28 protein-coding genes are annotated in these 16005 nt (G+C 64.3%); all 28 read left to right on the top strand.

What is annotated here, in order from left to right; translation table 11 throughout:
• Positions 1-16 precede the first annotated feature (16 nt).
• A complete protein-coding gene (locus AAAV21_RS08095; protein WP_055309831.1) occupies positions 17-241 on the top strand; it encodes a helix-turn-helix transcriptional regulator in 225 nt (74 codons plus the stop codon).
• A gap of 150 nt (positions 242-391) precedes the next feature.
• Complete coding sequence (locus AAAV21_RS08090) at positions 392-724, top strand: hypothetical protein (RefSeq protein WP_349108740.1); 333 nt, start codon at positions 392-394, stop codon at positions 722-724.
• Positions 725-726: 2 nt separating this feature from the next.
• Complete coding sequence (locus tag AAAV21_RS08085; protein ID WP_349108738.1) at positions 727-1011, top strand: hypothetical protein; 285 nt, start codon at positions 727-729, stop codon at positions 1009-1011.
• A 14-nt stretch (positions 1012-1025) separates the two neighbouring features.
• A complete protein-coding gene (locus AAAV21_RS08080; protein WP_349108737.1) occupies positions 1026-1181 on the top strand; it encodes a hypothetical protein in 156 nt (51 codons plus the stop codon).
• Positions 1182-1504: 323 nt separating this feature from the next.
• Positions 1505-1753: a hypothetical protein gene (locus AAAV21_RS08075; RefSeq protein WP_006234222.1), complete on the top strand. Its 249-nt coding sequence runs from the start codon at positions 1505-1507 to the stop codon at positions 1751-1753.
• A 117-nt stretch (positions 1754-1870) separates the two neighbouring features.
• Positions 1871-2329 (top strand): RusA family crossover junction endodeoxyribonuclease, encoded by a 459-nt coding sequence (locus tag AAAV21_RS08070; protein WP_349108735.1) that lies wholly within the window; start codon positions 1871-1873, stop codon positions 2327-2329.
• Positions 2330-2343: 14 nt separating this feature from the next.
• Complete coding sequence (locus AAAV21_RS08065; protein ID WP_349108732.1) at positions 2344-2640, top strand: hypothetical protein; 297 nt, start codon at positions 2344-2346, stop codon at positions 2638-2640.
• The gene (gene bet, locus AAAV21_RS08060) at positions 2633-3532 is read left to right on the top strand and encodes a phage recombination protein Bet (protein ID WP_349108729.1); all 900 of its coding nucleotides are present in this window, start codon (positions 2633-2635) and stop codon (positions 3530-3532) included. The genes AAAV21_RS08065 and bet overlap by 8 nt, the downstream gene beginning before the upstream one ends.
• Positions 3532-4524 carry a DUF1351 domain-containing protein gene (locus AAAV21_RS08055; protein ID WP_349108726.1) on the top strand — a complete coding sequence of 331 codons (993 nt, stop codon included), beginning with the start codon at positions 3532-3534 and terminating at the stop codon, positions 4522-4524. The genes bet and AAAV21_RS08055 overlap by 1 nt, the downstream gene beginning before the upstream one ends.
• Before the next feature lie 3 nt (positions 4525-4527).
• Complete coding sequence (gene mihF / locus AAAV21_RS08050; RefSeq protein WP_349108724.1) at positions 4528-4869, top strand: integration host factor, actinobacterial type; 342 nt, start codon at positions 4528-4530, stop codon at positions 4867-4869.
• The gene (gene ssb / locus AAAV21_RS08045; RefSeq protein ID WP_349108721.1) at positions 4866-5342 is read left to right on the top strand and encodes a single-stranded DNA-binding protein; all 477 of its coding nucleotides are present in this window, start codon (positions 4866-4868) and stop codon (positions 5340-5342) included. The genes mihF and ssb overlap by 4 nt, the downstream gene beginning before the upstream one ends.
• Positions 5343-5451: 109 nt before the next feature.
• Entirely contained in the window at positions 5452-5751 is a 300-nt protein-coding gene (locus tag AAAV21_RS08040; RefSeq protein ID WP_349108718.1) for a DUF6291 domain-containing protein, read from the top strand.
• Between the two features lie 265 nt (positions 5752-6016).
• A complete protein-coding gene (locus AAAV21_RS08035) occupies positions 6017-6298 on the top strand; it encodes a hypothetical protein (RefSeq protein ID WP_349108716.1) in 282 nt (93 codons plus the stop codon).
• Positions 6295-6537 carry a hypothetical protein gene (locus AAAV21_RS08030; protein ID WP_349108713.1) on the top strand — a complete coding sequence of 81 codons (243 nt, stop codon included), beginning with the start codon at positions 6295-6297 and terminating at the stop codon, positions 6535-6537. The genes AAAV21_RS08035 and AAAV21_RS08030 overlap by 4 nt, the downstream gene beginning before the upstream one ends.
• Positions 6538-6759: 222 nt before the next feature.
• Positions 6760-7020, top strand: a complete 261-nt coding sequence (locus tag AAAV21_RS08025) for a hypothetical protein (RefSeq protein WP_349108710.1) — start codon at positions 6760-6762, stop codon at positions 7018-7020.
• An 8-nt stretch (positions 7021-7028) separates the two neighbouring features.
• Entirely contained in the window at positions 7029-7328 is a 300-nt protein-coding gene (locus tag AAAV21_RS08020) for a hypothetical protein (protein ID WP_349108709.1), read from the top strand.
• Positions 7321-7626, top strand: coding sequence for a hypothetical protein (locus AAAV21_RS08015; protein WP_349108708.1), 306 nt, complete (start codon positions 7321-7323; stop codon positions 7624-7626). Before AAAV21_RS08020 ends, AAAV21_RS08015 begins: the two co-directional genes overlap by 8 nt.
• The gene (locus AAAV21_RS08010; RefSeq protein WP_349108706.1) at positions 7623-8015 is read left to right on the top strand and encodes a hypothetical protein; all 393 of its coding nucleotides are present in this window, start codon (positions 7623-7625) and stop codon (positions 8013-8015) included. Before AAAV21_RS08015 ends, AAAV21_RS08010 begins: the two co-directional genes overlap by 4 nt.
• Positions 8012-8416 carry a hypothetical protein gene (locus AAAV21_RS08005; protein WP_349108704.1) on the top strand — a complete coding sequence of 135 codons (405 nt, stop codon included), beginning with the start codon at positions 8012-8014 and terminating at the stop codon, positions 8414-8416. The genes AAAV21_RS08010 and AAAV21_RS08005 overlap by 4 nt, the downstream gene beginning before the upstream one ends.
• Positions 8416-8826: a hypothetical protein gene (locus AAAV21_RS08000; protein WP_349108702.1), complete on the top strand. Its 411-nt coding sequence runs from the start codon at positions 8416-8418 to the stop codon at positions 8824-8826. Before AAAV21_RS08005 ends, AAAV21_RS08000 begins: the two co-directional genes overlap by 1 nt.
• Positions 8819-9010, top strand: a complete 192-nt coding sequence (locus tag AAAV21_RS07995; RefSeq protein WP_349108699.1) for a hypothetical protein — start codon at positions 8819-8821, stop codon at positions 9008-9010. Before AAAV21_RS08000 ends, AAAV21_RS07995 begins: the two co-directional genes overlap by 8 nt.
• A 24-nt stretch (positions 9011-9034) precedes the next feature.
• Positions 9035-9361, top strand: a complete 327-nt coding sequence (locus AAAV21_RS07990) for a DUF4406 domain-containing protein (RefSeq protein WP_349108696.1) — start codon at positions 9035-9037, stop codon at positions 9359-9361.
• The gene (locus AAAV21_RS07985) at positions 9351-9722 is read left to right on the top strand and encodes a hypothetical protein (protein WP_349108694.1); all 372 of its coding nucleotides are present in this window, start codon (positions 9351-9353) and stop codon (positions 9720-9722) included. The genes AAAV21_RS07990 and AAAV21_RS07985 overlap by 11 nt, the downstream gene beginning before the upstream one ends.
• A gap of 685 nt (positions 9723-10407) precedes the next feature.
• Complete coding sequence (locus tag AAAV21_RS07980; protein WP_040358550.1) at positions 10408-10803, top strand: helix-turn-helix domain-containing protein; 396 nt, start codon at positions 10408-10410, stop codon at positions 10801-10803.
• A 3-nt stretch (positions 10804-10806) separates the two neighbouring features.
• A complete protein-coding gene (locus AAAV21_RS07975; protein ID WP_349108693.1) occupies positions 10807-12003 on the top strand; it encodes a phage terminase large subunit in 1197 nt (398 codons plus the stop codon).
• Positions 12004-12007: 4 nt separating this feature from the next.
• The gene (locus tag AAAV21_RS07970; protein WP_349108691.1) at positions 12008-13444 is read left to right on the top strand and encodes a phage portal protein; all 1437 of its coding nucleotides are present in this window, start codon (positions 12008-12010) and stop codon (positions 13442-13444) included.
• Positions 13444-14346: a hypothetical protein gene (locus tag AAAV21_RS07965; protein ID WP_349108688.1), complete on the top strand. Its 903-nt coding sequence runs from the start codon at positions 13444-13446 to the stop codon at positions 14344-14346. Before AAAV21_RS07970 ends, AAAV21_RS07965 begins: the two co-directional genes overlap by 1 nt.
• Positions 14347-15972 (top strand): hypothetical protein, encoded by a 1626-nt coding sequence (locus AAAV21_RS07960; protein WP_349108686.1) that lies wholly within the window; start codon positions 14347-14349, stop codon positions 15970-15972.
• Positions 15973-16005 lie beyond the last annotated feature (33 nt).

The following is a 16005-nucleotide window of genomic DNA, read 5'->3' as shown; positions in this document are numbered from 1 at the left end:
AAAGGGAGGAGGTCAGATGAAAGAGCTCAAGGCAATCCGAGAGAGCCGACAGAAGCCGTTTATTGAAGAGGCGGCGAAGTTCAATCAGGAGTCAATAGCTGCCGCTTTGGGTGTGACGGTTCAGACGTATCGAGCGTATGAGAAAGACCCGTCCCAGATGAAACTTCCCACGGCTGTCATGCTCGCCAACTATCTCGGCTGCAAAGTCGAAGATTTTTATTTACCAATCAAGGGAAATTAAAGTTCCCTAAAGCGAAACGGAGAGAACCATGAACGAGAACTACATCGACATCGAGCTGGGCGGCTGGAACATCCCCGAGGCCATCACGGTCGAGGCCGAGCCCGTCGAGGCCCGCGACTTCTCCGACTTCGAGCTGTAGGGGAGGGCGACATGGGAGACGTGAAGATGCGCCGCGAGAACATCAGGTACGAGGCACGCGGGAAGTCCTTCGAGATCGAGTGCCCGAGCGGCTTCTCGGGCATCGAGGCCATCGTCTGCTGGTGCGACGCTGGCGGCGGCTGGCACCACGAGGCCTTCGAGTCGTTCCTCGACGCCCGCGGGCGCCTGGACGGGCTGCTGCGCGGCGAGGCGGTCATGGCCTACGTCCAGCGCACGGTCTGCATGAACACCGCCGACGCCATCGACCCCGGCATCCAGCCGGTTGAGGTCGGCCTCGCTGCGGGCGAGTGGGTCATGTATCAGCTGCAGAAGGGGCGTGAGTAGCGATGGGTAAGCGGGTCCGCTACGACTTCGAGCTTGTCGACGGCTCCTATGTCGAGACCGACAAGAGTGCCGCGTTCCGTATCTCGGAGACGTTCGGCTTCACCAACGAGAAGCACATCAAGATTTTGGAGAAGGGCACCGAGAAGCTGGGAAAGCTCGACGCGACCGAGTACTACATCGCCTCGCCCGTGACGTTCGCCCTGTACGGGCAAGTCTACTTCACGCTGGGCAACTCGCTCGTCTACATGCCCGGCCTGGAGGAAGTCTACCTGGGCGGCGAGCAGTGATGGGGGGCACGGAAATGCCCGACTGGCTCCCGTGGGCCGTGAACTTCACGGCGTGCCTAGCGACCGGAATCCTGCTTCGGGTCCACCTCGTCGACGAGCGTGTGAAGGAAATCAAACGCGAACTCGACGAGCTGGCAGAACGGGAACGGGAGGAGCGCGGCGACGAGTGATACCGCGAGCCGCGGCAGCGTCGACCTCGCCGCCCTGCGATAGGGCGGCTCCGGCTTCGCGTGCCTCGGTCGGTATGTCGGGCGTCTCAAAATCATGGCCGAAGCCTACCGCGTGCATAACGCAGACACGCGGGTATTGCCGCTCAGGCAACCCGCGGGCCCCGCTCCCGGGGCGGCACCGTTGCCCCGCGGCTCTCCAATAACCATCCGCGGGGACGTTCCCTACCGGTGCCGTGCCGGGGGCGAGGCCCCGAAAGCAAGCAAAAAAGAGCCGCCCGGTTTGGGAAGCGGGGACGGCTCCCTGACCTGAAAGGAGGTCACTCATGGATTCTAGCAGAGCCAAAACGTTCCAGCAGATGGCCGACGAGCTTGGCATCAGGCACAAGCTGATGTACACGCTGCGCGAGGCGTCGAGGGTGACGGGTGTGCCCTACGACACGCTGCGTATCGAGTGCAAGGCGGGTCGCCTGCGCTCGCAGCTGCCCGAGGGGCGCAAGGTGGGGCGCATGGTGCGCCCGGAATGGGTGGAGCAGTGGATCGAGGAGGGAACGCATGGTATCGAGGCTGCTTAGGTGCGCTGCGTACATCGCGCTCCTGTTCGCGGTGTACGCGCTCATGCCCTACGTCCTGCGGGCGATGCTGCTCGCGGCGGATGGCATCCGCGTGGCGCTCGGGATGGGGTCGGTACTGTGATCGGTAGGCGATTCGCGTTCACCGTCCCGTTCGTGGCGGGCAAGCAGCGCCACAGGCTCGACCGCAGGCACGCCCGGATGTACACGCCGGACGAGACCATCCGCAACGAGGCCGCCATCCGCGACGCGGCGCTCGGGGCCATGCGGGAGGCGTACCCGGGAATCGAGGGGCTGCTGTTCCCGTTCAGGGTGCCCGTCGCGGTGCGCATCGACGTGTACGAGCCGCTGCCCGTGTCGAGGCCGAAGCGCGTCACGTCGGAACCGAACACGTTCAAGCCGGACGCGGACAACATCGCCAAGCTCGTGATGGACGGGATGAACGGGGCGGTCTGGGGCGACGACAGCCAGGTGGCCGAGGTCCACGTGGTCAAGTGGCCCCGTCGGCGCGGCATCGAGCCGCACATGGACATACAGGTATATCGCGGCTGGACAGACCCAGCCGAAGAGAAGAAGTAGAAACGGAGAATGAAATGAAGCGAAAGGCATTCAAGGAGCTCATGAGGCAGGCCGTGGGCAACGTCCTCATCAACACGGAGCTCAACGCCGAGGCGCTCGAGGAGAAGGTCGACCCCGCGGTGCTTCGCGGCGTCGCCTACGGCATGGCGGTCGCGCCCGTACTGATGGACGAGGAGCCCATCGAGTTCGACCGCGACTTCCTTGCCGTCATCATCGCGTACGGCAAGAAGTGCGAGGACATCTACGCCGAGAACGGCGCCGTCGCCACCATCTCCAAGCTCTACGGATGCGAGGTGAGCGTCGATGAGTAACGAGGTCATCGAGTTCAAGGACGATGCGGGCATGCCCGTCAAGTTCACCTCGCAGGACATCCGCGAGCGCCTGTGCCCGAACGCGACCGAAAGCGAACTGGCGCTGTGCATCGAGCTGTGCAACCGCCAGCACCTGAACCCCTTCACCAAGGAGGTCTACCTGGTGAAGTACAGGGACGCCCCGGCGAGCATCATCACGAGCTATCAGGTGTTCAACCGCCGCGCCAACCGTCAGGAGAGCTACGGCGGCATCAAGAGCGGCGTCGTGGTGATGCGCGAGGGACAGATCGTCAAGAAGCGCGGCAGCGCCGTCTACAAGCAGGTTGGCGAGCAGCTGCTCGGCGGCTGGGCCGAGGTGCAGTTCAAGGACGGCAAGGAGCCGGCCTACGTGGAGCTGGCGCTTAGCGACTACAGCACCGGCAAGAGCAACTGGGCGAAGATGCCGGGCGTCATGATCGAGAAGTGCGCCAAGGCCGGCGCGTGGCGCCTTGCCTACCCCGACGAGTTCGGCGGGATGTACACGGGCGAGGAGATGGACCAGAAGGTCGAGCGGGACATGCGCGCCGGCACTCAGGCCGTCGAGGCCGAGAGCGTCGAGCCCGTGGTCGACCTGCAGCCCGTGCGCGACCTGTTCAAGCCGTTCATGGCGGCGACTGGGCTCGACAGCGCCGGTGCCATGGCTGCCATCTGCGCCGCCGTGGGCTGCACGTCGGGCTCCATGCACGACATGACGCTCATGCAGGCGCGCCGCGCGGCCTCGTGGATGGAGGAGGAGATCGCGGCCCGCAAGGCGCAACCCGAGCCCGCCGCACCCGAGCCGGACCCCGCGCCCGTCTATGAGCCCGCGCCCGCCGAGTACGCGACCGACGACGACCTTCTGGGAGGCTTCTAATGGCAGACGAGGTTTTGGCAGTCGAGGCCGTGCCGCTCGAGGAGGACTTCGACACGCTGGTGGCGTCTCTCGCCATCGACGACACGCTCGAGGACAAGCTGGCAAAGCTCAAGAAGAACGTGGACGAGAAGCTGGCGGACTACATGGACGTCAAGCACATCGAGAAGGACGAGGACTTCAAAGCCGCCAAGAAGTACCGCGCGGCGGTCAACGACGTGAAGAAGCCCATCGAGGCGCAGCGCAAGGCCGCGAAGAAGAAGTACAGCGACCTGCTCAAGACGTTCGACAAGACCATCAGCGAGATCACGGCGCCCATCGACAGGCTCTCCGATGAGTACAAGGCCGAAATCGACCGATACGACGGCGAGTGCAGGGCCCGCCGCCTCACCGCGCTCAAGGGCCACTACTACGACCTCGCGGGCGAGATGGGGCCGCTGGTGCCCTACGAGCGCATCGCCGACGACAAGTGGCTCAACGCGAGCTTCGGCGAGGTCAAGGCCAAGAACATCATCGAGCGCCGCGTGGGCGAGCTGCTGCACCAGTTCAAGTTCGTCAACGGCCTCGACTACGCGGACGAGTCCGAGGAGGCATGGGCCGTGGCGTGGTGGACGAGGACCCTGCCGGCGGACTCGGGCGAGGTGGCGGCTGCGGTCGCCGCGCACCGCGAGGAGGCGGCCAAGGCCGCCGCGCTCGTGTCGACCTACGAGCAGGCGACGGCGTCCGCACCGGAGCCCGAGCCGGAGCCCGAGCCGCTGCCGCCCGACCCCGAGCTCGAGCCGATGCCCGTCGAGGAACCTGAGCCGCCCTTGGGCGTGCCGAGGTGTGTGCGGGTGGTCCCGTCGCGCCCCGAGCCGGATGCGGCCGAGGATGCGGCCCCAGCACCGCAGAGGGGTTACCGCGTTGTCATCGAGTGCGCCACGGCGGACGAGCTGCGTCGCGTGAGGGCCGTCATGGTCGACAACGGCATCCACGGATACGTCGAGAGGATGTAGGACATGGAGGAGAAGAACCTGCCGCCGCTCCGAACGCCGGAGCAGCGCAAGGAGGCGATGGCGAAGGCCGTCCACACGCGCCGCGAGCGCGCCGCGTTCAAGGCCGCCTGCAAGGCGGGCAACATCCCGCCCGAGGCGGCCATCGAGGCGCCCATCGCGCAGAGGCTCAAGGTCGAGGAGTTCGCCCGCTCGTTCCCGGGCATCGGCACGGTCAAGGCGAAGGTGATCGTCAAGGCGCTTGACATCCCCGATGGTCGCCGCGTGAGCGGCCTGGGCTACATGCAGGGGCCGCGCCTTGTCGCGTTTATCAAGAACAACATGACCGCGAAGGAGGACGGGCAGTGAGCATCAACCGAGTGAACATCAGCGGCAACCTGACCCGCGACCCCGAGCTGCGCGCCACCGCCGGCGGGACGCAGGTCCTGTCCTTTGGCGTGGCGGTAAACGACCGCCGCCGCAACGCGCAGACGGGTGAATGGGAGGACTACCCCAACTTCGTCGACTGCACGATGTTCGGCAACCGCGCCGAGGCCGTTGGCCGTTTCCTCGCCAAGGGGATGAAGGTCGCGATCGAGGGCAAGCTGCGCTACAGCTCTTGGGAGCGCGACGGCCAAAAGCGCTCCAAGCTCGAGGTTATCGTCGACGAGATCGAGGTCATGGTGCGCCGTGAGGGGCAGACGCAGGCCCAGCCGCAGCAGAGCCTCGCGGACACGGTGCCCGTGCAGCCACAGGCGCAGGCCGCGCCGCAGTGGAGCGCCCAGCAGGCCTACGCCGCGGTCCCGCAGTCCGAGTTCTACGACGAGGACGTGCCGTTCTGATGAGGCACGTACCCGACATCATCCGCGACCACTGGGAGGCGGCCCTGTTCGCCGCCTCCTTCTCCGCGGGTTTCCTGTTCTTCTCTTCGCTTCTCTGGGGGTGGTTCTGATGGCCAACGACTTCACGGTTTTCGCCAGCTCGATAGCCGAGCTCTACGACGATTACGATCCGAACGACCCCGAGGACATGAGGGAGCGCATGATGCTCGCGGACGCGGTGCTCATGTACGGCCTCCACGGGGTCGAGATCGAGCTGCCCAAGAGCGTCAAAAGGGCCTTCAAGGGACTCAAGAACGCCATCGACAACTCCAAGAACAAGCGCGAGCAGGCCAAGAAGGGCGGCAGGCCGCGCAAGGCCAAGGCCGAGCCGGAGTCCGAACCCGAGCCTGAGCAAAAACCCGAAACCTAGGTTTACCGAACCCGAAACCGAGGTTTCCGAAAGCGAAAACCCTAACCTAACCTGTCCTAGCTTAGCTTTACCTAGCCTAGCTTGTGTTGATGGTACGCGCGCCACCACCACCGAGGGTTTCGAGCCTCCGACGCTCGAGGAGTGCCGCACGTACTTCGCCGCCAACTGCATCAGCGGCGACCCCGACAAGTTCTGGGCGCACTACGAGTCGCAGGGCTGGATCCGCTCGAGCGGGATGCCCGTGACCTCGCTCAAGGCAGCGGCGATGCTGTGGAACAGCAAGCAGAAGCAGCTCGACGCCGAGGCTCACGCCCGAGGCAAGCCGACCGACGCCGAGATTCAAGCCGCCACGTTCAAGCCGACGAGGACGCCCGAGCAGACGAGGGCGGAGCTCGAGCGCAGGTGGCGCGAGGAACATCCGGGCATCGACCCGGCGAAGGTGAAGGCCCCGAGGGGGACGACCGCCGACCCGGTGGCGCTCAAGGCGTACCAGGACGCGCGGCGTCTGCTGGACGCGAGGGCCGCATGCGAGAGGAGGGCGTCATGAGCTTGGACGACGAGAGGAGCGAGAACATGGGCAGACCGAAGGGGTCTGTGAGCATCTACGACGACGGGCCGCGCAGCGCCCGCTGCGAGACGTGCGGGTTCTGCGCCGCGAGCGAGACGGCCATGGCGGCGTCGGGCGAGGGGCGCAAGCGCTACACGTGCATGCGCTGCCCCGACTTCGTGCACACCACGCAGGGGCTCGCGAGGTGCAACTACTGGGAGGCGCGCCATGAGGGATGAGTCGTTGGACATGCGAGGGGGCAACGTGCTCGTGTGCCGCCAGTGCGGCAGGCGGTTCCGTGCGAGGGGCGCCCGCCAGCGGTACTGCTGCGGCTGGTGCGAGAACGTGGCTCACAGGAACGAGAGTAAGCGGCCCGTGGACGTGTACCTCGGAACGAGGAGCGAGTCGGGCCGAGAGGTCAACGCCATGCGCTCGGCGCTGGCTGAGGGGAGACGAATCTGATGCGCGACGGATACAGGTTCGAGTTCGGCGCGTTCGACGAGCCGGACGCGCCAAAGGCGCAGGCGCTCAAGCCGCTCGAGGAGGCGGCCGAGGTGTTCGGTGCGTGGCAGCTCAACAGCGACACCCACGTGCTCAACGAGTGCATGGACGTGGTCCAGGCGGTCGTCAACCTGCTCACTGCTTTGGGGTTCACGCAGGAGGACGTGGACATGGCAATCGAGCGCTGCAACGAGAGGAACCGAGAGAGGGGACGTTTGTGATGGAGACTTTGGATCAGATCAAGGCAGACGCGGTCGAGGTGTTCCATTTCGACCGCGAGTGCAGGCCGCAGGACAGGGCGCACGCCTATCTGGGGAAGTACCGCGTCAGGCGCGGCTACAACGACACGGCGATGCAGGTCGCGGTGGTAGACATGATCGAGCGCGCCTACGAGGCGGGAAGGGCTGAGGTCGCCGACGCTAACCTCGTGCAGAACCTGCGCCGCCAGCTGACGAGCATCGAGGCGACCGTCGGGGATGCCATCGACCTGCTCGACGAGAGCGTAGGGGGGGCGGACTGCGATGAGTGATTCGAGAATCGGCGGCTACCCGATGGGGGTGAGCGACGCCGCTATCGAGCGCCACTTCGGCGGGGACTGCAAGCCTAGGATGTGCGGGAACTGCAGGCACTTCTGCGGCAGCGACATCCACGTCGACTACGGCTACTGCCACCTCGAGTTCGAGCGCGCCTACGACATGGAGGCGCCTGACCGCAAGGAAGGGTTCTGGCGCCTGGCAAAGTGGGCCGTGACGTGGCTCATGGGGAACCTGCTGTACTGCGAGGACGAGTGCGGCGAGTGTCGCGACTACGAGGAGTTTGGGCTATGAATATCGACATCAAGACCGCCGACGGCGCGGACATCGAGCTTGGCGGGACGTATTACGACGAGAAGGGCACCCGTTATCGCGTGACCGGTATCAGGGTCCCCGACCATCAAGCTCTCGCTAAATCGAAGCTCTACTGCATCAAGGAAGGAAGCGGCCCCGTATTGACGAATCCAGGCAGTCTCTATCTTGTCTCGCCTGACAGCTTAGAGAGGCTGAGAGACGATCTGGACAGGTTTGTCCGCAACCAAAATGGGACCGTCTGCTCGTATCTCAATCGAGAGAGAAGGGATTGCGATGGCTGTAAGTTCAAGGACCATTTCTACTGCGTCGACGCCTTGGTGCAAGACGTCACGGCACGCGTTCACTGTCTGTGCGGTGATGGTAAATGATTGAGCTGCCAAAAGATGCCGAGGGGCGAGAGATTCCGCTGGACACCGAGGTTCTGTACGACCTATGCGGAATAAAGGTGAGCGTGAAGGAGTTTCTCTCCAGAACGTTGGTAGAGAGCCAGAAAACCGAATGGACGATTAAAGCCGAGTACGAAGGCAACCTGTACTACAACAGCTTCAAGCCGAAGAACATGCACATCACACAGCCCGACAGCTGGAAGAGGCTGCTTGATGACTTGAGCGAGGCAGGTGACGCGCGGTATGACGAGGCTTGCGCCTACTTCCACAGAGACAAAGACGAAGATGGCTGTACATCGTGCCCCGGTGGCGAGGACGGCTGCGTTCGAATTGCCATGCGCGACATCGCCGACCGCATCCGCAAATTGAGAGGTGAGGACTAATGGCAAACATCGAGCTACCAAAAGATACGGAAGGGCGCGAGATTCCGCTGGATACCGTGGCGCTGTTCAACCGTGACGGGAACGTATATAGCATCGTGCGCTGGACATTCACCACGGACTTTGATTTGAGTGACGGATGGTCGAACAAATGGCGTGCGATTACCGACCGTGGATTTGCACTCGACCCAGCACTCGTGTACCTCACCACGCCCGAGCCCGACACATGGGAGAAATTGGAGGATGACTTGGACAGGTGCATCGAGGCGGACGGCCTTTGTTCGTACCACAACCAGTCCGGAGTGTGTTTCAAATGCATCTTGGACGGCGACGGCCCATGTCATGGTGACTCGCTGGCGCTCAAGGACATAAAGGAGCGTATCCGCAAGCTGAGGGGTGAGGGCGATGCCTAACGACTGCCCCTACTGCGGAAAGCCGCATTTCAACTTCGGTGATGACGAAGAGGGCGTCGAGATGTGGATTAACGAGCCAAACGACGGCGAGTACGTCATTGCTGTCGACCCGCCGTTCGCATGGAGCATCCCGATCAGTTTCTGCCCGTTCTGCGGCCGCAAGCTGGAGAAGATGGACGAATGATTACCAATTTGAGGATGATGACAAATGAATAAGCGAGCGATGATTTCGCAGCCTATGGCTGGCAAGACCGACGAAGAGATCGCAGAGACGAGGGACAAGGCGCACGCTAAGCTGCGTGAGATGGGCTACGAGTTCGTAAACACCCTGTTCACCGACGAGTGGTACAGCGACGAGGCCATGGAGGGGCGCGGCGTGGTGCAGGTCCCGCTGTGCTACCTCGCCAAGTCGCTCGAGAACATGAGCCTGTGCCATGCGGCCTACTTCTGCAAAGGCTGGGAGAACGCACGCGGATGCCGCATCGAACATGATGCCGCCGTAGCGTACGGGCTTGAGGTTCTGTATGAGGATTAGCGACGAAGATCGCCATGAGGTGGCCGAGGAGCTACGCAGGCAGGTGGCATACAGCAGCGGCTCGCTTGGCGAGTGGTGGCAACGCCTGCAGGAGACAGTGACCGGCGAAGTTGACTTCGCCAATCCACAGGAGACATACCGAGCAATTGCCGACCTAATCGACCGCCCGACGCGCCTCGACCTTGTCGAGCACAAGCAGGATCCGTTTATCCCGGGCAAGCGGATGGTCGACGGCTACTTCCACTGCTCCGACTGCGGATGGGATGGGCAGATCTGGGAGCATATCGGCTTCGGGGACATGCTTGCGTATGAAGCCGTCCATTGCCCGAAGTGCGGGGCGATAATCGAGCGCCGTGCGTGAGGTAGTCCCCGGCGCTTGGTATGGTAGCCGAAGCAAACCGAGCGCGAGGGGGTATGCGAATGGCGTGTAGGCCACCTGTAGGAGATGGGCCAAAAGGCCCATCTACAAAGTCAACACATCATCCTTTGGCGAGGGAGTGGGCGCTCCGCAAGGGGCGCTCCTCCTATGTGCTTTGGTCGGACGAGATGGTTCGCGCCATGCAGGCGCACCCGGAGCGGACGGCGGCGGAGATCGCGGCGGAGCTGAGGGTGACGCCGAGCGCCGTGAGGCACGCGCGGCAGCGCTACGGGCGTTTCCCGCCGAGGACGGACGGTCTGTGCATCGTATGCGACGCGCGGCCCGTATTCACGACCTCGGCGCAGGCTAAGGCGTGGAGGCTCTGCAAGGGATGCTATCTGGAGGAACGCAAGAGGCGGCTCGAGGAGGAGGCGGAGAGCAACCGTATCCGCCAGGCCGCGCACAGACGGCAGAAGCTGGACGGAGACGTTTGAGAGGCTGGCCGAGGTAATCAGAATCAAGTCGACCAAGGTCGAGTAGCCGAAAGGCCCCGGGAAACCGGGGCCTTTTCTTTACACGTTACCCCCTTTTTACGCTCGTGGGCAAACGCACGCGCTTGTCCACGTGCGTAAAAAGGTGGGAACGTTCGCGTTTCCATATGACTATCTACCAGCGGAAATGTGATTTTGTGGCGGGAAAAGGGCGTGAAAAACTGACCAAGGAGGGCATCGAGGATGCCGTCCGCCTGTGCCGTGCCGGAATGACCGACAGGGACATCGCCGCGTATCTCGGGGTCGCACGCGAGACATACAGCCGCTGGATCAACCACCCCAGAACAGACAATCAGCGTCAACTGTGTCACGTTCTAAAAAAGGCCGAGGTGGAGCGCAAGGCGACGCTCGTGGGCCGCATCATGGACGCGAGCGGCGACAGCTGGCAGGCGGCGGCGTGGCTTTTGGAGCGCAAGTACCCGCAGGAGTACGCCAAGGCGCAGCGCATCATGGATACCACCGACACCGCGGTGCTCAAGGCCGCCAAGGAGCTGGTTCTGTCCGTGCCGTCCTCAATCGGCGGGGACGAGTAGCCGATGCCGCTCACGAGGATGCAGCGCGAGTACCTCGCCAACTGCACGCACCGTTACAACGTGAAGTGCGGGGCGACGGGCTCGGGCAAGAGCTACGTCGACATAGCCGTGACCATACCGCAGAGGCTTCTCGCCATGAGGGGCGAGGGGCTGGCGGTGATGATCGGGAACACCCGCTCGACGCTCGAGCGCAACATCCTCGAGCCGATGCGCTCGCTCTACAGCGAGGACGTCGTCAGCCAGATCGGGCGGGACAACACGGCCCAGATATTCGGGCGAAAGGTCTACTGCCTCGGGGCGGACAAGAAGACGAGCGTATCCAAGATTCAGGGCGCCACGTTCGAGTGGGTCTACGGCGACGAGGTCGCCACGTGGAGCGAAGACGTGTTCCAGATGCTCAAGAGCCGCCTGCGCTGCGAGCACAGCTGCTTCGACGGTACCTGTAACCCCGACAGCCCGAACCACTGGTTCAAGGCATTCCTCGATAGCGACAGCGACGTCTACAGGCAGGACTATACGATCTGGGACGGTGCGCTGGCACCGGATGTCATCGAAGCCCTCGTCAAGGACTACGGCAGCGGCGTGTACTACGACCGCTACATCTTGGGAAAGTGGACGCTGGCCGAGGGGCTGGTCTACCCCGATTGGGAGAAGGCGCTCGAGAGCCGCTATGACGGCCGCGCCGTCAAATATGTCGTGTCGTGCGACTACGGCACGCAGAATGCCTTCGCGGCGCTGCTGTGGGCGTACGACGGCGAGGTGTGGCACGTGGTGGACGAGTACCGCTACTCTGGCCGCGACACGGGGCACCAGAAGACTGACGCCGACTACGTGGCCGACATGGCCGACTTCGTGCGCGGGCTGGACAGGCCGTCCACGTTCATCATCGACCCGAGCGCCACGAGCTTCATCGCCGCGATGCGGCAGGCGCGCTTCAAGACCAAGAAGGCGCGCAACGACGTGGCCGACGGCATACGAGAGACGGGGGTGTGCCTGGGCAACGGCACGGTACGCATCTCCGATGCCTGCGCGGGGCTGATAGGCGAGCTCGGCGGCTACTGCTGGGACGCCAAGGCGGACGGCGACAGGCCCGTCAAGGTCGAGGACCACAGCTGCGACGCGCTCCGTTACGGCGTGGCAACACTGCGCATGTACAAGCCTGCGAAAGAGCAGGTAAACCCATTCTTTGGAGGGAGGTAGCGGCTTGTCTAAGGGGCCTTTGGTGACCGATGGCGACCTCAAGGCGGCGGCGTCGGCGACGGCGTTCGCGGCAGATGCCATCGAGCGGCACATTTCGAGCGAGATGTACCGCAACGCCGTCACCGCGAACGATTACTACCGCCAGCACAACGTCACGATCAACCGTTTCGTGCAGAAGATCTACTCGTGCTCCGGTGCCGAGGCCGAGGACTTCACGGCCTCGAAGCTAAGGCTGGCGAGTAACCTGTTCAAGCGCCTAAACGTCCAGCGCTGCACGTACTCGCTCGGTAAGGGCGTGAGCTTCGTGGACGTCTCGGCGGGCGGCAAGGACACGACCAAGGAGGGGCTTGGCGACCGCTTCGACGACGACGTCATGGAGATGGGGCTCAAGGCGCTCATCCACGGTGTGTCATTCCCGTTTTGGAACCTCGACCACATCGACGTGTTCACCGCCGACGAGTTCTGCCCGGTGTGGGACGAGTACTCGGGGGCGCTATACGCCGGCGTGAGGTTCTGGCGGCTCGACTCCGATCACCCGTGGCACGCGACCCTCTACGAGCAGGACGGCTACACGGAGATGGTGTCGGGCGGCAGCGGCTTCGACTTCGAGGTGGCCGAGGCCAAGCGCGCCTACAAGGTCACGTATCGGGAGATACCGGCGGACGGGATGAAGCTGGCCGTCGATGCGGAGAACTACTCCCGCCTGCCAATCGTGGCGGTCTGGGGCAGCGACGCGCACCAGAGCACGCTCGTCGGCATGCGCGAGAGCATCGACGCCTACGACCTCATCAAGAGCGGCCTGGTGAACGACACGCGCGACTGCGCACAGATCTACTGGCTCATCAACGGAGCCGGCGGCATGGACGACAGGGACCTCGACCTGTGGCGGGCGAAGCTCAAGCTGACGCACGTGGCCGAGGTCGACGCCGAGCAGGGGCAGTCCGTGACGCCGTACACGCAGGAGGTGCCCGTCGAGGGCCGCAAGGAGACGCTGGCGCAGATCAAGGCCGACATCTACGAGGACTTCGGCGCGCTGGACGTCCACACCATCGCGGCGGGGGCGACCAACGACCATATCGACGCGGCATACCAGCCGATGGACGAGGAGGCCGCCGAGTTTGAGCGCCACATCCGCGAGGGTATCATGGACATCCTTGCGTTGCAGGGCATCGAGGACACGCCCGTGTTCACGCACACCCGCATCAGCAACACCAAGGAGCAGGTCGAGACCGTGTGCCTGGAGGCCGAGTATCTGGACGACGAGACGATCCTGCGAAAGCTGCCGAACATCACGCCCGACGAGAGGGCGAAGATTTTGGAGCGCAAGCAGCGGGAGCAGGAGGAGCGCATGGCGGCGCTGCCGCCCGCCCTGGCGGCGAACGTGAAGGGTGCCCAGGAGGGCGACGAGGACGACGACAACGACGAGGAAGGTGATGAGTGATGGCGGCATTGCAGGTGCTTGACGGCGAGCTGTGGCAGTGGGACACCGGGCGCGAGGTCGAGGTTGTCGGCTGCGAGCAGGTGCATTTCGCCAAGTCGACCACGGGGACGTGCTACACGGTCGAGGTGGCCGGCAGCAAGGCGAAGATTCCCGACGAGCTGCTCCAGGCGGCTGGGCGCGTGTACGCGTGGGCCTACATCACGGACGAGGCATACGGCGGACGCACGCGCATCGAGGCGCTCTGGGACGTGAAGAGGCGAGCCAAGCCCGCCGAGTACATCTACGAGCCGAGCGACCAGCGCACCATCAAGGACGCAGAGACGGCGCGAGACGAGGCCAAGGCCGCGCAGAAGGCGGCGGAGGCCGCACGCGACAAGGCTGTCGCCGCCGAGGTCAAGGGGGCACGAGCCACGACGCTCGCCTCGGGCTCGGAGGCAACGGCGACGATGGAGAACAACGTGCTGGTCGTCGGCGTGCCGAAGGGCGACGCGTTGAGATATAGCGACCTCACCGCCGAGCAGATCGCGGAGCTCAAGAAGCCCGCGACGGACGCGGCGGCTGGCGTTAACAAGGTCAATAACGAGTTCAAGCAGCTCAAGGCTTCTGTCGAAACTGCTGAGAAGGGACGCGCCGACTCCGAGACGGAGCGTAAGCAGACCGAGTTGGAGCGCAAGACCTCCGAGACGAAGCGCAAGGAGGCGGAGGCGGGGCGCAAGACCGCAGAGGCCAAGCGCGAGCAGGATTCGACCAAGGCCCTCGACGACGCGCAGGCGGCGCTCAAGGACGCCAAGGCGGCAGCCCTGAACTACCAGTCGATTATCGACTCGGCGGCTGCGGTTACGGCCTTGGGACTCAAGAAGGTAAACGGCAAGATTTGCCAGATGCGAAAGGTAGGTGCCTAAATGGCCGATACGCAGGCAACCGAGCAGGCAACCGAGGGGTTCGATTACGCGGACCCGCTGGCATCGGATAAGGCGGTGTGGGCGCTGGTCGGCGCGGTGAAGAACCTTGGCGACCAGAAGACGCTCGAGCGCGACGCCTCGACCGGGCGCTATAAGAACGAGAGCGTCGCCGCGATGGTGGACAAGCACAAGACGGGGCTGGTGTACACGTTCCTCATCCCGGCGGGCAGCCCCACCGACATCCAGCCCATGAGCGCCGCCGCGAAGCGCGTGGCCTCCACCGAGTTCGTGCCCGCGACGGCGACGAGCGCGGCTGTCGACCCGTTCGACGCCGAGGGCGGCCCGTGGTTCCACGTGTCCGCCAACGCCGGTGCCGACGCCGACGGCGTGCCGTGGGTCGAGGCCATCGACGGCGTGGATTACGGCTTCTCGCGCGTGGACAACGGGCACGGCAACAACGTCTACGAGATCGCGCCGGTCGTTTGGCAGGCGGTCGAGGTGCTGACGAACGGCAACCTGCTCGTCTCGTGGTCGGACACGAGCTTCACGGGCTCGCAGCCGAACCCCAAGGCGCTGCTGCCGGACGGCACGCTGCGCCCGTACATGCTGACGCCGACGTACCCGATGAGCATCGACGCCGACGGGCGTCCGCGCTCCGTCTCCGGCGCGAAGATCGCCAATCGAGTGACCTCGCACGACTCGCTCATCGACCTGTGCAAGACGGCGACCACTGGCTACTCGGGCATGTCGGCCTACGACCAGTGGTACGTCAACTTCCACCAGCTCACCAAGACGCTCTGCAAGTCCTCCCAGGTGGACTTCCCGGGCTGCACCGACTTCAACGTGCAGATTCACCCGGCGCTCGCCGAGACGGGCGTCACGCGCGTCGTCGTGACCGCAGCGCAGGCCGCGAGCATCCCTGTGGGTGCGTCGCTGATGTACGGCACGGATACGGGTACCACGTGCCCCGACCGAGGCGCTGCGGCGGCGTACGACGTGTTCGACGGCGCGGTCGTCGGCGGCAAGGAGACGCTCGCAGACGGCAACGTGGCGCTTCTCATGGACGTCGCCAAGGCGTTCGACACGACCGTGAACACGTGGCTGCAGAGCGCACCGTGGAGCACGGGCAACACCGATTCCCTCGTGGGCGACGGCCAGGTGGCGAAGGACGGCAAGCACCCGTTCAAGGTCGGCGGCGTCGAGCTGGCGCTGGGCGCGTGGGAGTTCATGGGCGATACGCTCTTCGTCTCCGACGGCACGGGCTTCGGAATCGCCGTGAACCCCGACACACGCAATGAGAAGAAGAACGCCGTGGCGGACGGGGCGACCCCGACGGCGGCGTGCATGCCGACGGCAGATGGCTACATGCTCGACATCCAGTTCGTCAACGGCCTCATCTTGGGAAAGGGGCTCGGCGGCTCGGCGACGACCGGTGTCGGTGACTACTTCTACTTCGACACCTCCGGCGGCAAAGTCAAGGGCACGATCCGTCTGGTTCGGTTCCTCGGCGGCCTGTGGGACGGCTCGATTGCCGGTCTTCGTTTCGCGTACTCGTGGAACGGGTCCGGTTGGGCCACTTGGGACTTCGTCTCCCGGCTTTCTGCTACGGGCCGTAGCCGGGGGTGAATCAGGGCGTAGCCCTGAGAGGGGGCTGGCCCC

Origin of the sequence: Collinsella sp. CLA-AA-H302, assembly GCF_040093305.1 — a bacterium.
GTDB lineage: Bacteria > Actinomycetota > Coriobacteriia > Coriobacteriales > Coriobacteriaceae > Collinsella.
Note: the sequence above shows the minus strand (reverse complement) of the source record. Positions and strands in the feature narration are given on the sequence as shown.

Coding starts and splice junctions, on each gene's coding strand:
- AAAV21_RS08095 (WP_055309831.1), top strand. CDS start 17: ATGAAAGAGCTCAAGGCAATCCGAGAGAGCCGACAGAAGCCGTTTATT.
- AAAV21_RS08090 (WP_349108740.1), top strand. CDS start 392: ATGGGAGACGTGAAGATGCGCCGCGAGAACATCAGGTACGAGGCACGC.
- AAAV21_RS08085 (WP_349108738.1), top strand. CDS start 727: ATGGGTAAGCGGGTCCGCTACGACTTCGAGCTTGTCGACGGCTCCTAT.
- AAAV21_RS08080 (WP_349108737.1), top strand. CDS start 1,026: ATGCCCGACTGGCTCCCGTGGGCCGTGAACTTCACGGCGTGCCTAGCG.
- AAAV21_RS08075 (WP_006234222.1), top strand. CDS start 1,505: ATGGATTCTAGCAGAGCCAAAACGTTCCAGCAGATGGCCGACGAGCTT.
- AAAV21_RS08065 (WP_349108732.1), top strand. CDS start 2,344: ATGAAGCGAAAGGCATTCAAGGAGCTCATGAGGCAGGCCGTGGGCAAC.
- bet (WP_349108729.1), top strand. CDS start 2,633: ATGAGTAACGAGGTCATCGAGTTCAAGGACGATGCGGGCATGCCCGTC.
- AAAV21_RS08055 (WP_349108726.1), top strand. CDS start 3,532: ATGGCAGACGAGGTTTTGGCAGTCGAGGCCGTGCCGCTCGAGGAGGAC.
- mihF (WP_349108724.1), top strand. CDS start 4,528: ATGGAGGAGAAGAACCTGCCGCCGCTCCGAACGCCGGAGCAGCGCAAG.
- AAAV21_RS08040 (WP_349108718.1), top strand. CDS start 5,452: ATGGCCAACGACTTCACGGTTTTCGCCAGCTCGATAGCCGAGCTCTAC.
- AAAV21_RS08035 (WP_349108716.1), top strand. CDS start 6,017: ATGCTGTGGAACAGCAAGCAGAAGCAGCTCGACGCCGAGGCTCACGCC.
- AAAV21_RS08030 (WP_349108713.1), top strand. CDS start 6,295: ATGAGCTTGGACGACGAGAGGAGCGAGAACATGGGCAGACCGAAGGGG.
- AAAV21_RS08025 (WP_349108710.1), top strand. CDS start 6,760: ATGCGCGACGGATACAGGTTCGAGTTCGGCGCGTTCGACGAGCCGGAC.
- AAAV21_RS08015 (WP_349108708.1), top strand. CDS start 7,321: ATGAGTGATTCGAGAATCGGCGGCTACCCGATGGGGGTGAGCGACGCC.
- AAAV21_RS08010 (WP_349108706.1), top strand. CDS start 7,623: ATGAATATCGACATCAAGACCGCCGACGGCGCGGACATCGAGCTTGGC.
- AAAV21_RS08005 (WP_349108704.1), top strand. CDS start 8,012: ATGATTGAGCTGCCAAAAGATGCCGAGGGGCGAGAGATTCCGCTGGAC.
- AAAV21_RS08000 (WP_349108702.1), top strand. CDS start 8,416: ATGGCAAACATCGAGCTACCAAAAGATACGGAAGGGCGCGAGATTCCG.
- AAAV21_RS07995 (WP_349108699.1), top strand. CDS start 8,819: ATGCCTAACGACTGCCCCTACTGCGGAAAGCCGCATTTCAACTTCGGT.
- AAAV21_RS07990 (WP_349108696.1), top strand. CDS start 9,035: ATGAATAAGCGAGCGATGATTTCGCAGCCTATGGCTGGCAAGACCGAC.
- AAAV21_RS07985 (WP_349108694.1), top strand. CDS start 9,351: ATGAGGATTAGCGACGAAGATCGCCATGAGGTGGCCGAGGAGCTACGC.
- AAAV21_RS07975 (WP_349108693.1), top strand. CDS start 10,807: ATGCCGCTCACGAGGATGCAGCGCGAGTACCTCGCCAACTGCACGCAC.
- AAAV21_RS07965 (WP_349108688.1), top strand. CDS start 13,444: ATGGCGGCATTGCAGGTGCTTGACGGCGAGCTGTGGCAGTGGGACACC.
- AAAV21_RS07960 (WP_349108686.1), top strand. CDS start 14,347: ATGGCCGATACGCAGGCAACCGAGCAGGCAACCGAGGGGTTCGATTAC.